Below are 12,837 nucleotides of genomic sequence, written 5' to 3'. Positions count from 1 at the left end.
GCTGTGCCGGGGAGGTTTTTCTATTTCGGCAATGAGCCGCGATCAGGCCGCGCGGCGCGCCTTGTTCAGCTTCTTGAGCAGCATGTCGCGCTTCAGGCGCGACAGATGGTCGATGAACAGCACGCCTTCGAGATGGTCCATCTCATGCTGCAGACAGGTGGCGAGCAGCCCTTCCAGTTGCTCCTCATGGATGCGGCCGTCGCGGTCCATCCAGCTGGCGCGGATCACCGCCGGGCGCTCCACCTCGGCAAACTGGTCGGGCACCGACAGGCAGCCTTCATTATAGACCGACTGCTCGTCCGATTCCTTCAGGATTTCCGGATTGATGAACACCATCGGCTTCTTGACCGGCGGCGCGCCTTCCTCATCCGATTCCGGTTCCTGCAGATCCATCACCAGGATGCGCTTGGGCACCCCCACCTGGATCGCGGCCAGGCCGATGCCCGGCGCGTCATACATGGTTTCGAACATGTCGTCGATCAGACGCTGCAGATCGTCGTCGATCGCCTCTACGGGGGTCGAGATGGTACGCAGGCGCGGATCGGGCGCCTCAAGGATCGGAAGAATGGCCATGGCGAAAACATAGGCGGAACGGGGGAAAATTTCAAGCGACACGGGCGCCGGCCCACGCGCCGCTTGCCGCCCCGCCCGGCGGGGTCTAGGCGAAGGGGCGTGACCGACGAAACCGCACAGCAGCGCCGCTACAAATCCTTCGAGGATACCCACCAGATGCTGATCGAGCTGGCGGTCGGGCTGATCGCCGATCGCGGCATCGATGCGCTGTCCCTGTCCGCCCTCGCCCGCGCCGCCGGGGTCAACCGCACCACCATCTATTATCATTTCACCGATCGTGACGCCCTGGTCGCGGCGGTGAAGCTCTGGTCCTCGCAGCAGATCGTCGCCGCCTTCCGCCCGGAACTGCCGCGTCAGGCGCGGATCGACTATGTCACCCGCTTCGTGCTCGACAATCCCGCCATCATGTCGCTGTGGATCGAGGATTTCATCGCGCCGGGCGACATCCGCGCCAGCTATCCGCATTGGGACGCCCTGGTATCGGGCATCGGCACCAGCCTTGCCGCCGCCTTCCCCGACGAGCCGATCGACGCCGAAGTCTATTGCGTGATGCTGCTCACCAGCGCGCTGATCGGCCCGCGCGTCTTTCGCCATCGGGTCGCCCCCGATCTCGACACCGAAGCCACCATCGCCCGCTTCCGCCAGGAACAGCAGCGGGCGCTGCGCCGGGATGGCATCGCCGACGACTGACACAATTTACAACAATCGTGTTGCAAATTCAGATTGACCCGCTCATGCTGTCGAAAAGACAGACAGCGGAGAGCGATGATGCACGGCGAACGGCCCGGCTTTCAGGGCATGAGCGACGACAGTCTGGCCTGGCTCGGCACCGCGCCGATCCCCGCCGCCCCCTATCATGATCCGGCCTGGTTCGAGCTGGAACGGGAAGCGGTGTTCCGCCGCGCCTGGTTGCAGATCGGCCATGTCTGCGAACTGCCCGACAGCGGCAGCTTCATCCGCCGCGAGATCGAAGCGCTCAATGTGTCGCTGCTGATCGTGCGCGGCCGCGATGGCGAGATTCGCGCCTTCCACAATGTCTGCACCCATCGCGGCACCCAGCTGGTCGAGGAGGAAAGCGGCAGGCGCGGCACCTTCTCCTGCCCCTATCATCGCTGGTCCTTCGGCACCGATGGCGCGCTGCTCGCCGCCCCCGATTTCGATCGTTTCTTCATCGACAAGGCCGACTGCGCCCTGCCCCGCGTCGCGCTCGACATCTGCGGCGGACTGATCTTCGTCCATCTCGGCACGCCAGACAAAGGCCTGCGCGACGATCTTGGCCCCTATGCGACCATGCTCGACGGCTTCCCGGCGGCACAGGCCACCACCTTTTCCGAATATGTCTATGAGATCGACGCCAACTGGAAGCTGACCTACGACAATTTCCAGGAAAACTACCATCTCCGCTTCATCCATCCCCGCTCGGGCGCACCCGCCGTGGGGGAGGACAACCCCTTCGGCTATCCGGTGAAGATGGGCTTTCACGGCCCCCACCGCACCCAGACGATCTGGACCAATCCCGCCCCCGCGCCCAAACCGGTGCAGGCGCAATCCTTCGGCCGCGCCGCTCGCTTCGCCATGGCCGACGGTACCGCCGGCCCGCACAGCCGCGACTATCTCGCGCTCTTCCCCAATTTCTTCATCCTCGGATCGCCGGCCCAGCCCTTCTCCCACACCGTCTGGCCGATCGATGCCCGTCGCTCGCGCGGCGTGATCCGCCTCTACTGGAAGGGCGAGGATGACTGCGCCAGCCGCCGCTATGCCCGCGAATATGCGATGGCCAGCGCGCGCGACATCCATGCCGAGGATCGCGACGTGATCGAGGCGGGGCAGCGCGGCCTCGACAGCGGCGCGCTCAAACATATCCATTTCCAGGCGCAGGAGGCGCTGTGCCGCCACCTCTTCAACGCCGTCGACGAAAGGGTGCAGGCTTATCGTGCCGACCTGGCCAGCACTGCGCCCCGGCCCGTCTCGCAGGCGGAGGCAATGGCATGAGCACGCTCCTCCCCGCCGGCTTCGAGGCGCTCGTCCCCTTTGCCGATCGCTGGGCGATCGACGGATCGATCGCCCGCGCCGCCCGGCGCGGCGATGCCGCCCCCGCCGACCGCACCGCCTTCTTCGCGGCGGCCGCCCCCCTGCTCGACGCCGCCCTTGCTCATCTCGACCGCCACCCGATCGACGCGCTGGACGCGGCCGAGCAGCGGCTGATGGACATGATGCTGACCCTCGCCCATGTCTCGCTGACCGAAGAGATATTGGGTGACCAGGAACCCGCCCACGCCCGCCAGCGCCAGCATATGCACATTACCCGGACCCCGGCAGGCGCCTGAGAGACGCAGGCCCGCCCCGTCATTCCAAGCGCAGCAAAGCAATTACGAGGATCGGGTTTTGACCGCTGACGACCAAGTGCGGACGTTTCCTACTCCCCTCCCTTCCAGGGAGGGGCCGGGGGTGGGTGCGCCGCGTAGCGGCGGTCTACGGTCGATAGGGCAGAAGCTCGCTGCGCTCGCAACCCACCCCAACCCCTCCCTGGAAGGGAGGGGCTATGTCTTGTTCCCACCCAAATCCGCCACCCTTCCCGTCCATCATCCGGCCTGTCCTACACGCCGCTTGTCTGATCCACTGCCCGGATGGATCATCATCCCCCCACCTTTCCATCCCTGTCATTGCCCGCTGCGCACGGGCCATCGACGCGTGATGATCGCGCCATAGGGGCGTTCCTGGTGCGCGGCAGAAGCGCGATTGTCGCGTCACAGGGGCGATGCGGGCGCATATTGGACACCTCCACCCCATGGATGGTGACGCGCCACCGGCGCAAAGCCGACGCGTCACAGGCGCGTTCGCGGCGCATTTCGCCCAGAAAGCCCGATAACGGTGTGAACTTCGGGAGACGCGTGTCCCCGCCTTTGGCCCGTCCCTCAGCCCAGCGGTCGCCGCGCGCGCAGCGCCTGGGCCAGCGTGCCCTCGTCCAGATAGTCGAGTTCGCCGCCCACCGGCACGCCATGGGCCAGCTGGGTCAGGCGGATCGGGAAGCGCTCCAGCCGCTCGGCCAGATAATGGGCGGTGGTCTGCCCCTCCAGCGTGGCGTTCATCGCCAGCACCACCTCATCTATGCCGCCGGCCTCGACCCGCGCGACCAGCGCGTCGATGCTCAGATCCTCGGGCCGCACCCCCTCCAGCGCAGAGAGGCGCCCGCCCAGCACATGGAAGCGGCCGGGGAAGAGGCGCGACTTGTCCAGCGCCCACAGGTCCGCGACATCCTCCACCACGCACAGCGCACGCGCGTCGCGGCGCGGATCGGCACAGATGCCGCAGGGATCGACCGTATCGACATTGCCGCAGACCTGACAGGTGACCAGCCGTTCGTTGACCGCCGCCAGCGCGCGCAGCAGCGGCTCCAGCGCGCCCTCGCGCTTCTTGAGCAGATGCAGCACCGCGCGGCGCGCCGAACGGGGGCCAAGGCCGGGCAGTCGCGACAGCGCCTGGGTCAGCGTCTCGATTTCTGGGGATGCCATGGAACCGAGATAAGGGCTTGCAAGTCGTCCCGACAAGAGGTTTGAGAGCGATCTTGGAAATAGGCCCCAGGCAGATTTCAAATGCGGTGCCAGCCCGCTCCCCCACCCGGCCACCCAACGGCAGTATCTTGAAGGGTGGCCGGGTGGGGGAGCGGGCTGGTGCGGGAAGCGGAAAAATTATGCGTATCATTTACATGGGCACCCCCGATTTCGCCGTTCCAGCGCTCGATGCACTGGTGAAGGCCGGGCATGACATCGTCGCCGTCTATAGCCAGCCGCCCCGTCCGGCCGGCCGTGGCAAGGCGCTGCGCCCCTCCCCGGTGCAGGCCCGCGCCGAGCAACTGGGTATCGAGGTGCGCACGCCGGTCTCGCTCAAGGACGAGGCAGTGCAGGCCGAATTTGCCGCGCTCGACGCCGATGTTGCGGTGGTCGCTGCCTATGGCCTGATCCTGCCGCGCGCGATCCTGGCGATGCCGCGCCATGGCTGCCTCAACATCCATGGCTCGCTGCTGCCGCGCTGGCGCGGTGCCGCGCCGGTGCAGCGCGCCATCCTGTCCGGCGACAATGTCACCGGCGTCACCATCATGGACATGGAGGCCGGGCTCGACACCGGGCCGATGCGCGCCAAGCATGTCACCCCGGTCGAGGACAAGACGGCCGGCGAATTGACGCAGGAACTGGCGCAGGCCGGTGCCGAGCTGATGGTCGATGTGCTGGACGATCTTGCCGGCCATCCGCCGGTGGTCCAGCCCGAAGAGGGCGTCACCTATGCCGCCAAGATCGACAAGGCGGAGGCGCGGATCGATTTCAGCCGCGACGCGCATCAGGTCGAACGGCAGGTGCGCGCCTTCAACCCCTTTCCCGGCGCCTTCTTCGAATATGGCGGCGAACGCTTCCGCATCCTCGCCGCCACGGTCGAGGATCATGCCGGGCCTGCGGGTGAACTGCTCGACCACAGCCTGCTGATCGGCTGCGGCCATGGCGCGATCCGTCCGACGCTGATCCAGCGCGCCGGCAAGGCGGCGATGTCGGCGGGCGAATTGCTGCGCGGCTTCGACATGCCCACCGGCAGCCGGGTCAACGCCTGAGCCGATGGCCCGTTTCGCCTTCACCGTCGAATTTGACGGCCGTCCGTTCATGGGCTGGCAGCGTCAGGCCCATGGCCCCAGCGTCCAGCAAGCGATCGAGGATGCGATCCATGCCGTCACCGGCGAACGCGCGATCCTGCACGCCGCCGGCCGCACCGATGCCGGCGTCCATGGCCTTGCCATGCGCGCCCATGCCGATGTCGAAAAGCCGCTGACGCCCTTCCGCCTGATGGAGGCGATCAATGCGAAACTGCGGCCCCATCCGGTCGCGATCCTCGCCTGTGAGGAAGTCGCGCCGGACTGGCATGCCCGTTTCAGCTGCACCGGCCGCGCCTATATCTACCGCATCGCCAATCGCCGCGCGCCGCTGACCCTGGAATCGGGGCTTGCCTGGCGGGTGATCCAGCCGCTCGACGCCGACGCCATGCATGACGCCGCGCAGATCCTGGTGGGTCATCATGACTTCACCACCTTCCGCTCGGTCCATTGCCAGGCGGCCAGTCCGCTGAAGTCGCTGGCGATGCTGGATGTCTCGCGTGAAGGCGATCGCATCGCCATCCGGGCAGAGGCGCGATCCTTCCTCCATCATCAGGTCCGCTCGATGGTCGGCTGTCTCGCGATGGTCGGCATGGGCCGCTGGAGCGCCGATGACCTGCGCGATGCGCTGGAGGCGCGCGACCGCGCCCGGCTGGCGCTCAACGCGCCGCCCGACGGCCTCTATTTCGTGCGTGCCGATTATAGCAGCGCGGTAGTCACCAACTGATTCTTGCCGGCGCGCTTGGCCGCCAGCATCGCCTCGTCCGCGCGCGCCACGATGCTGTCCAGTTCGGTGTCATCGTCGGGGATCAAGGTCACCAGGCCAAAGCTGCCGCTGACACCGCCATGCGCGCCGCCCAGCGTCATCAATCCGACGCGCAGCGCCTCGCCCAGGTCCGTGCCTTCCTCGTCGACCAGCAGCACGAATTCGTCGCCGCCCATCCGCGCCACGACATGGCGGGTGGCGACCATATCCTCGATCAGCCGCGCCACATCGACCAGGCAGCGATCCCCGGCGCTATGTCCGAGACTGTCATTGAGCTGTTTGAACCCGTCGAGGTCGAGATAGATCAGGCTGACGGCGCGATGCGCCTCGGCTGCCTGCCGCAGCAAAGCCCGCGCCCGCACCACAAAGCCACGCCGGTTGAGCAGGCCGGTCAGCGGATCATGGATCGCATCGAAATGGGCCTGCCGCATCTCCGACAGATCCTCGACCACGGCGACATAGAATTCCGGCTCATCCCGCTCATCGCGAACCAGCGCCACGGTGAGGTTGATCCAGATCAGCGATGCATCCGCACGAATATAGCGTTTTTCCAGCGTATAGCGCTGCAACTCGCCCCGGTGCAGCCGGCCAAGCAGCGCGACATCGGCATCCAGATCATCGGGATGGGTGATCTGCTGGAAACCCAGCCGCATCAGCATCGCGGCCGGATAGCCGGTAATCTCCTCGAAACGAGGATTGACCGTCAGGAAGCTGCCATCGAGCGCGACATGGGCAATGCCGACCGGCGCGTGCTGGAAGGTCGCCTGAAACCGGCGCTCCGCATTGGCCAGATTGGCCTGGATCGTCTGCGCCTCCTGGCTCAGCGCCCGCGCGACATGGGTCAGGCGGTCGATCCGGCAGATCGCATCCGGGGACATCACGGGATCGCGATCAGGAACAATGGACTGGGCGGAGGCGATGGGCACGATGGGCGACTATTCTTTCCTGACTTTGTCGCCTCCTCCTGCGCCCAACAAGGTAAAGACTCTCTTTAGATTACGTAATTTACTGGCTCCAGCCTATTGGAGCCGAGTGCGGAACGGGGTGAAGTCGGTGCCCGCATCATAGACGTCGAGCCCCTCGCGTCGCTTGAGACCATTCACCACCACATAGGTGACGGGCGTCAGCACCGCTTCCCAGCCGACCTTCATCGCCCAGTTGGTGACCATCACGGTCAGCACCTGCGTCGTGGTCCAGTCGCCATAGAAAGCGAGCGGGTAGAAGAGCAGGCTGTCCACCCCCTGCCCCACCACGGTCGAGCCGATGGTGCGCATCCACAGATGTCGTCCCTGGGTGATGATCTTCATCTTGGCCAGCACGAAGCTGTTGGCCAGTTCCCCCGCCCAGAAGGCGCAAAGCGAGGCAAAGACGATCCGCCAGGTGCTCCCGAACACCGCCTCATAGGCTTTCTGGTCGGGCCAGCCCTCGGCCGGCGGCAAGGCCACCACCACCCAGCTCATCAGCGCCATGAACAGCATCGCGGCAAAGCCCGCCCAGACGCAGCGTCGCGCCCGCGCATAGCCATAGACCTCTGTCAGCACGTCGCCGATCACATAGCCGAGCGGAAAGAAAAGGATGCCCGCGCCAAAGGTCACGCCGCCCAGCGACGACAGCTTGGCCGCGCCGATCAGGTTGGACAGCAGCAAGATGGCGACGAAGGCCGCCATGAAGAAATCATAATAGCGCAGCGGCCGTGCGCCAAGCACGGTCGCGTCGATTTTCCGGATGCCCGCGTCGCTCATCCTTCGGTGCATATCCCGCCGACACACGATTGCAACGGCTGCGAAAGATTGCGCCGCGGCGCAAGCCCCGCTATCGCTCCCGCGCACGGCCCCGTAGCTCAGTTGGATAGAGCATCCGCCTTCTAAGCGGATGGTCGCAGGTTCGAATCCTGCCGGGGTCGCCAATCAGGTTTCGGTTGTCAGCAAGTCTGCTCCTTTACTTCATTTTCGTGATCCTCTGAGCGGCGAGAATGGCCAATTTCGGCCGTTTCGGTTTTAGAGGGTGTAGCGAAGTAGGCGGTTTTCGCCGTCAGCGAGGAGTTAGGAACGTCCCATTCAGGACGGCAAATCGACCCGATCGAGTATTCTCTTGAGCAACGTCCAAGGCCCATCCCGGCGAGGATGTGACGATATTTGCACCCGGGTATCTATCCCCTGCACCCCTAGTCGGCGGTTTTCGCACTGGACGATCCGAGCAGTATAATCGCTGACGTCGGCCAGCCTGCTCTCGTTCTCGATCTTCATCTGCGCGATATCGAAAGACGCTGCCTCATCGCCACCCGGCCAGATTGTGATCGTGACGACCATCATGGCCTGCGCGCCTCTCTACGGCGCGAACCTGGATTCGAGTTGCAGGTCGAGCCCTTCAGCCAACGCACTTTGAGGATTGCTGGCGACCATCGCCAAAATCGCCCCCATCGCGTCCGACACCATAGAGACCGCCAGCGGGTTGCTCGCGTCGTACCCTCTGCGGACCTCAGCCTGGTCCGCCAACTGTCTTCCATAACGAAGTCTGAGCAATCCTCTCGCCTCGGCGAGATCGCAGGCCATCATCGCATGGTAGACATGATGGATTTGACCCACCTGCACATCGACGATCGTCGCGGTGTAGAGCGTTCGACCATGTCCGACACTGTCCCGGTCCCTATCGGTATTCCATAGCCCCCCAGACACCGTCTCTCCGGTCATGCCCGCGTCACGACAGAGGATTTGATCGACCAGATCACTTGGCATGCCCAGTTCCAGATCGAGCGAGTGGAACATGATGCACCTCATCAACCCCGGCGCGGTCAAACAGGCTTCCAGCGGTCGCGCCCCGTCAAACGGAGGCTGCGGGCTATACAGCCAGGCCAATGGATCGGACGGCAAGCTGTCACGCTCAAACCGAGCGCCGGTTTCAACGGCCGCGATCACAAGGCGATCGACCATCTTGTAGGTCAAATCGAATGACACATCGTCGGGGCTATCGCTGGCTAGCGGATCAGGGCGTCCCAACAGAGCTGAAGTGGTAAAGTAATCCAGCGCTGAGCGCTGGGTCCGTGCAGCTATTCTCTGTTCGTACATCTCATGCGTCAGCATTGCGAAACCCTTTCTGTCACCATCCTTTTCAAAAGAAGCCTGCGCGAGTCGCTTGCTCCACTTGCAGACTTGTACATTCATTTCAATGATTCTGGAATTATAGAATTGAACGGTGTCCGATTTGCTGTTCCAACGGACGTCGAAACGGACATCGGCCGGTACATTGTTGGTTTGGCTGACGGATCTGTCCGTCACTAACCGTTTGACCGGTTGGGATGGATCGCTGATAGTCTGGTCCATGGACTCATCAGCAATGGTCGAGGCCCTGGCTGCGCTGGGGCAACCGACTCGGCATGATATCTACCGCCTCCTCGCCCGGGCGCCTGAAGGCCTGCCGGCGGGAGAAATCGCGCGCCACCTCAATGTCGCTGCAAACACGCTATCTTCCCACCTAGGAATTCTATCGCGTGCCCACCTGGTCTCCTCGCGCCGTGCGGGAAAACAGGTGATCTATCAGGCTGATACAGCCGCAGCGTCGTCCATCGGCACATACCTCAATGGCTTGGCCTCAGTGACGCCCTGAATTTTCTGAATACGCTCTGCTTCGCTCCTCGAAACTCAGGAGTGAAGAAAAATGGAAGATCGCATTGCCCACTACATGGTGACCTTCACGCCTCAGCAGTGGCCGGAAGCTTACCGGCGTGCTCTGGAAGTTGAAGAGCTCCCCAGGAAGGGCAGTCGGCGAATGGCAGCAGCTGTTACCGCTGCCGCCACTCGGCTGGGGTATAAGGAGCGCAACTTCTTCAAGATCATTCGGGCGTACAAGGACTCGCTCCAACTGAACGATCAGGTTCTGTCCAACTACCCCCGTCAGCTTCCTGCTGAAACGAGAGCAGCTCTCGAAGAAGCCATCGCGCACGCCGGCCCGGGCGCTCGGCCAGGGGCGATCCAGTCTGCCGCCGAAGCCTTGTGCGAGAAGCGTAAAATAAGTCCACCAAGCAAACGGGCAGTCCGCACGAGACTCAATCTGCCCATGGAAGTGACCGATATCGCGTCCTACACCGGCATGAATACCGACTACGCCATCGATATGTCGCCACTCGATGTGGCGGTCGATGGCCCCGATAACATCCCCTATCACGCTGTCCTCACCGCGTTCATCGACGTCAGCCGTGGTATCGCTCTTGCCCATGTGGTGACTGCAGATCGGCCAACTGCCGACGACATCCTCCAGTTGGTCACCGAGGCAGCTGAGAAGACGAGTTCCGCATCACCCGCACGCGCATCTTTGGTAACCTATCGCAGCGCTCCCATCGATGACCCACGCACGAAAGCCCAGTTACGCTCACTCGGCATCGCCCAGTCAGACGTTCAGGTAGATTCTCGTCGGCCAGGATTGGCCCTCACTGCTATGTTCGGCACCAAGCTCGGCCGCGTGCCTCTCAATCCCCGCCGCAATCCTTCCATCCCATTCGCGATTCGCGAAACTCTGCCTCTGCCTGTCGTGCGTCCAGCCGTTGCTCTGCTTCTGGAGCGCTATCACGCTGGCCTGCAGATCAATCGCGAGGCCGAGCCCGCCGTACCAGCCGCGGCAGCGATCCAAGCGATTACCAAGGGGCCAGTGAAATCAACGCCAATTGAATTCGCCTATGCCCGACCTCTGTCCCCGACCAGGTAGCACTTTAGCGGCAGGTGAGATTGTCGCAGCGCGCTGACTGAATGGGATCCCAACGATCATTCCCCCTTCCGCCTGATTGATCTTCGAACATCCACCTTGCGTTAACTTTTGCGCGTCACATGCAAGCACATGTTCTTGCAGTATAAATTTCCGATCGAGCCAAGCAGGGCGCAACATGCGCGCTTGGCCTCGATCCTGCAGCTGCAGCGAAATTTATACAACGACGCACTACAGAACCGGCGCACAGCCTTCCAGCGCGGCGTTCATCTCACATACGAAGACGATACGAAGTCTCTCCCTGCCTATCGAATGGCCAACCGCCAGCATACTGCTCTGCCTTGGGGTATTAACAACTGGACCTTGCGCTGCGTCGATACCGCGATGGCGAAGTATCGCGACCGCCTGAGAGCTAACCCCAACGCCGGGTTCCCACGCTTTCGCTCCGAAGATCGCTGGCGCAGTTTTGGCGTCCATGGCGTCCGAGGATGTGTTATTGCCGACGGCTACCTAACGGTCGATGGCATCGTCGGGAAATTGCGCATGCGCATGCATCGCCCTTTGCCGGCTGACGCTCGCCTCACCAGACTCACCTTCACCCGCAGAGCCCGCCAATGGCATGTTGCCATCCTGGTTGATTGCAAAGTCGGCGATCAAGAGCATAAGAAACCCGGTAGCGCATGCGGCCTCGGTCTCGGCATAGAGCAACTAGCATCGCTGTCAGATGGCTCTCTCTTCGACGACACACCCCGTAAGACCACTCAGAGTTCCGCGTTGCGTCGGGCCTACCGGGCACTGGCAAGATGCCAGAAAGACTCCCGCCGACGTAAAAAGCTGCGCGAACGCCAAGACCGCGCCAGTCAACGCGTGATAAACCTCCGTTCCACGCGGCTGCATCAGATCTCGGCGGCGATCACTAATCGATTTGAGACGATCGTGGTCGAAGATCTCGCGCTCAAACAATTTCCCCGACCAACACGCACACGACGCCCATCAGACGGCGCTGGCGCAATCGCGACACGAGAAAACGGTCAGGTGTTGGCCGAGCCAAGACCAAAGCGCCTTCTTGAGATGATCCGCTACAAAGCTGAAAAGGCTGGTGGCAAAGTCGTCGTTGTCGATCCGAGACACATTACGCAAACGTGCAATGCATGCGGATCACCAACCTCTGAAAGTAACGATGCTGACCGGCACATCTGTGCCTGCGGCGCCGATGTCCCACGAGGCACCAACAACGCAATCAACATCCTTGCGCGCGGTCTCTCCGCGCATGCGGCCGCTTTGGGTCGCAGGGTGGGCAAGGTTTTGTCCAACGCCAGCGTCTAGCTGCGCGTCCACCCGGAAATGCAGCGCGTTTGCATAGCAACTGCCTGTCCAAAGCCAGTTTGGTTTTTTTCAAACCCGCTTTAGCCATACATATTCGCACTGGAACCCTGATGATCACCTTACGCCCCTCCCGCGACTTCGGCAGCTTCCGTTTGGATCATTTCCAAAGCCTTCAGCATTTCGGGCCTGAGAGCTGCGGCGGACATCCGATGCAGTGGGGCGATATGATCATGTGGAACCACGAGACGATCTCTCCCCGCGCTGCCCTGCCGCAAACTCCGCATACCGATACCGAGATACTGACCTACGTCTCCAGTGGGTTCCTCTATCACGAAGATAGCTTGGGCAATGTCGGCATGCTCCAGTCGGGCAATTGCCAGATCATGTCCGCTGGAACCGGTGTCTCTATCCGGCGGGGCAATCCAGACGAAAGCGACCCCGTCGAATTCGTCCAGATCTGGCTTATGCCCCACCAGCCTAGTGGCGAGCCCTTTTCCGTCACGAAAGGGTTCGCTGATGATGGTGAACCGGGGCAGTTCATTACATTGGCCAGCGGGTTCGACAATGAAGGCAATTCACTGCCCATGCGAGCCAATGCCCGTCTATCGCGAATTGTGCTGGCCGACGGCGGCATTGCGGATTACCGCTTTGAGGCAGGCAATTTTGGCTATCTCGTGCCGCTCTCCGGAGCAGTCCAGGTCGGTGATGTTGTTGCCAACCGCAACGACGGCATTCTCATCAATAACGTTGAGAGACTAACTCTCACGGGAGTTGACGAAGCTGAAGCGCTGCTCATCGAAATCGGACAAGGATAGAACGGCCTATATTTTCGACCCTATGC

The 12,837-nt window shown here is 62.8% G+C and carries 15 protein-coding genes and 1 tRNA gene; 10 read left to right on the top strand and 6 right to left on the bottom strand.

Going from position 1 to position 12,837, the window contains the following annotated elements; translation table 11 throughout:
- Positions 1 to 42 precede the first annotated feature (42 nt).
- Positions 43 to 573 carry a peptide deformylase gene (gene def / locus A0U87_RS24755; protein ID WP_004210855.1) on the bottom strand — a complete coding sequence of 177 codons (531 nt, stop codon included), beginning with the start codon at positions 571 to 573 and terminating at the stop codon, positions 43 to 45.
- Positions 574 to 672: 99 nt separating this feature from the next.
- On the opposite strand from def, the gene A0U87_RS24750 reads away from it, so the two are divergent.
- The 3 genes from A0U87_RS24750 to A0U87_RS24740 all read left to right on the top strand — a co-directional run bounded on the left by A0U87_RS24750 (position 673) and on the right by A0U87_RS24740 (position 2,900).
- The gene (locus A0U87_RS24750) at positions 673 to 1,263 is read left to right on the top strand and encodes a TetR/AcrR family transcriptional regulator (RefSeq protein WP_048938760.1); all 591 of its coding nucleotides are present in this window, start codon (positions 673 to 675) and stop codon (positions 1,261 to 1,263) included.
- A 108-nt stretch (positions 1,264 to 1,371) separates the two neighbouring features.
- Positions 1,372 to 2,565: an aromatic ring-hydroxylating dioxygenase subunit alpha gene (locus A0U87_RS24745; RefSeq protein ID WP_234415639.1), complete on the top strand. Its 1,194-nt coding sequence runs from the start codon at positions 1,372 to 1,374 to the stop codon at positions 2,563 to 2,565.
- Complete coding sequence (locus tag A0U87_RS24740) at positions 2,562 to 2,900, top strand: hypothetical protein (protein ID WP_048938761.1); 339 nt, start codon at positions 2,562 to 2,564, stop codon at positions 2,898 to 2,900. Before A0U87_RS24745 ends, A0U87_RS24740 begins: the two co-directional genes overlap by 4 nt.
- 588 nt (positions 2,901 to 3,488) lie before the next feature.
- On the opposite strand, the gene recR is transcribed toward A0U87_RS24740, so the two are convergent.
- A complete protein-coding gene (gene recR / locus A0U87_RS24735) occupies positions 3,489 to 4,085 on the bottom strand; it encodes a recombination mediator RecR (protein WP_048938762.1) in 597 nt (198 codons plus the stop codon).
- Positions 4,086 to 4,264: 179 nt separating this feature from the next.
- Here recR and fmt point away from each other — a divergent pair, with 179 nt between their 5' ends.
- Both fmt and truA read left to right on the top strand, forming a co-directional pair.
- The gene (gene fmt, locus A0U87_RS24730) at positions 4,265 to 5,173 is read left to right on the top strand and encodes a methionyl-tRNA formyltransferase (RefSeq protein ID WP_048938763.1); all 909 of its coding nucleotides are present in this window, start codon (positions 4,265 to 4,267) and stop codon (positions 5,171 to 5,173) included.
- Positions 5,174 to 5,177: 4 nt separating this feature from the next.
- Positions 5,178 to 5,936 (top strand): tRNA pseudouridine(38-40) synthase TruA, encoded by a 759-nt coding sequence (truA, locus tag A0U87_RS24725; RefSeq protein ID WP_048938764.1) that lies wholly within the window; start codon positions 5,178 to 5,180, stop codon positions 5,934 to 5,936.
- Here truA and A0U87_RS24720 read toward each other — a convergent pair.
- Complete coding sequence (locus A0U87_RS24720; RefSeq protein WP_240700634.1) at positions 5,909 to 6,901, bottom strand: GGDEF domain-containing protein; 993 nt, start codon at positions 6,899 to 6,901, stop codon at positions 5,909 to 5,911. The genes truA and A0U87_RS24720 overlap by 28 nt on opposite strands.
- A 93-nt stretch (positions 6,902 to 6,994) precedes the next feature.
- A complete protein-coding gene (locus A0U87_RS24715; RefSeq protein ID WP_037517900.1) occupies positions 6,995 to 7,717 on the bottom strand; it encodes a queuosine precursor transporter in 723 nt (240 codons plus the stop codon).
- An 87-nt stretch (positions 7,718 to 7,804) separates the two neighbouring features.
- On the opposite strand from A0U87_RS24715, the gene A0U87_RS24710 reads away from it, so the two are divergent.
- Positions 7,805 to 7,881 (top strand) — tRNA-Arg (locus tag A0U87_RS24710).
- Between the two features lie 151 nt (positions 7,882 to 8,032).
- Here the strand turns inward: A0U87_RS24710 and A0U87_RS24705 are convergent.
- Together A0U87_RS24705 and A0U87_RS24700 are read right to left on the bottom strand one after the other, a co-directional pair.
- Complete coding sequence (locus A0U87_RS24705; RefSeq protein ID WP_009821126.1) at positions 8,033 to 8,287, bottom strand: hypothetical protein; 255 nt, start codon at positions 8,285 to 8,287, stop codon at positions 8,033 to 8,035.
- Positions 8,288 to 8,302: 15 nt separating this feature from the next.
- Positions 8,303 to 9,295, bottom strand: a complete 993-nt coding sequence (locus A0U87_RS24700) for a hypothetical protein (protein ID WP_009821125.1) — start codon at positions 9,293 to 9,295, stop codon at positions 8,303 to 8,305.
- 13 nt (positions 9,296 to 9,308) lie between these two features.
- Between A0U87_RS24700 and A0U87_RS24695 the strand changes: the two genes are divergently transcribed.
- From A0U87_RS24695 to A0U87_RS24680, 4 genes are all read left to right on the top strand, one after another.
- Positions 9,309 to 9,578: a metalloregulator ArsR/SmtB family transcription factor gene (locus tag A0U87_RS24695; RefSeq protein WP_198005923.1), complete on the top strand. Its 270-nt coding sequence runs from the start codon at positions 9,309 to 9,311 to the stop codon at positions 9,576 to 9,578.
- Between the two features lie 51 nt (positions 9,579 to 9,629).
- Positions 9,630 to 10,673, top strand: coding sequence for a hypothetical protein (locus A0U87_RS24690; RefSeq protein WP_009821123.1), 1,044 nt, complete (start codon positions 9,630 to 9,632; stop codon positions 10,671 to 10,673).
- Between the two features lie 129 nt (positions 10,674 to 10,802).
- Positions 10,803 to 11,996: an RNA-guided endonuclease TnpB family protein gene (locus tag A0U87_RS24685; protein WP_137406096.1), complete on the top strand. Its 1,194-nt coding sequence runs from the start codon at positions 10,803 to 10,805 to the stop codon at positions 11,994 to 11,996.
- A gap of 110 nt (positions 11,997 to 12,106) precedes the next feature.
- A complete protein-coding gene (locus tag A0U87_RS24680) occupies positions 12,107 to 12,811 on the top strand; it encodes a pirin family protein (RefSeq protein ID WP_137406095.1) in 705 nt (234 codons plus the stop codon).
- Positions 12,812 to 12,837 lie beyond the last annotated feature (26 nt).

This window comes from Sphingobium sp. MP9-4 (genome assembly GCF_005281675.1).
GTDB classification, from domain to species: Bacteria; Pseudomonadota; Alphaproteobacteria; order Sphingomonadales; family Sphingomonadaceae; genus Sphingobium; species Sphingobium yanoikuyae.
Note: the sequence above shows the minus strand (reverse complement) of the source record. Positions and strands in the feature narration are given on the sequence as shown.

Coding starts and splice junctions, on each gene's coding strand:
- A0U87_RS24695 (WP_198005923.1), top strand. CDS start 9,309: ATGGTCGAGGCCCTGGCTGCGCTGGGGCAACCGACTCGGCATGATATC.
- A0U87_RS24740 (WP_048938761.1), top strand. CDS start 2,562: ATGAGCACGCTCCTCCCCGCCGGCTTCGAGGCGCTCGTCCCCTTTGCC.
- def (WP_004210855.1), bottom strand. CDS start 573: ATGGCCATTCTTCCGATCCTTGAGGCGCCCGATCCGCGCCTGCGTACC.
- fmt (WP_048938763.1), top strand. CDS start 4,265: ATGCGTATCATTTACATGGGCACCCCCGATTTCGCCGTTCCAGCGCTC.
- A0U87_RS24745 (WP_234415639.1), top strand. CDS start 1,372: ATGAGCGACGACAGTCTGGCCTGGCTCGGCACCGCGCCGATCCCCGCC.
- A0U87_RS24705 (WP_009821126.1), bottom strand. CDS start 8,287: ATGATGGTCGTCACGATCACAATCTGGCCGGGTGGCGATGAGGCAGCG.
- A0U87_RS24715 (WP_037517900.1), bottom strand. CDS start 7,717: ATGAGCGACGCGGGCATCCGGAAAATCGACGCGACCGTGCTTGGCGCA.
- A0U87_RS24680 (WP_137406095.1), top strand. CDS start 12,107: ATGATCACCTTACGCCCCTCCCGCGACTTCGGCAGCTTCCGTTTGGAT.
- A0U87_RS24685 (WP_137406096.1), top strand. CDS start 10,803: ATGTTCTTGCAGTATAAATTTCCGATCGAGCCAAGCAGGGCGCAACAT.
- A0U87_RS24700 (WP_009821125.1), bottom strand. CDS start 9,295: ATGGACCAGACTATCAGCGATCCATCCCAACCGGTCAAACGGTTAGTG.
- truA (WP_048938764.1), top strand. CDS start 5,178: ATGGCCCGTTTCGCCTTCACCGTCGAATTTGACGGCCGTCCGTTCATG.
- recR (WP_048938762.1), bottom strand. CDS start 4,085: ATGGCATCCCCAGAAATCGAGACGCTGACCCAGGCGCTGTCGCGACTG.
- A0U87_RS24690 (WP_009821123.1), top strand. CDS start 9,630: ATGGAAGATCGCATTGCCCACTACATGGTGACCTTCACGCCTCAGCAG.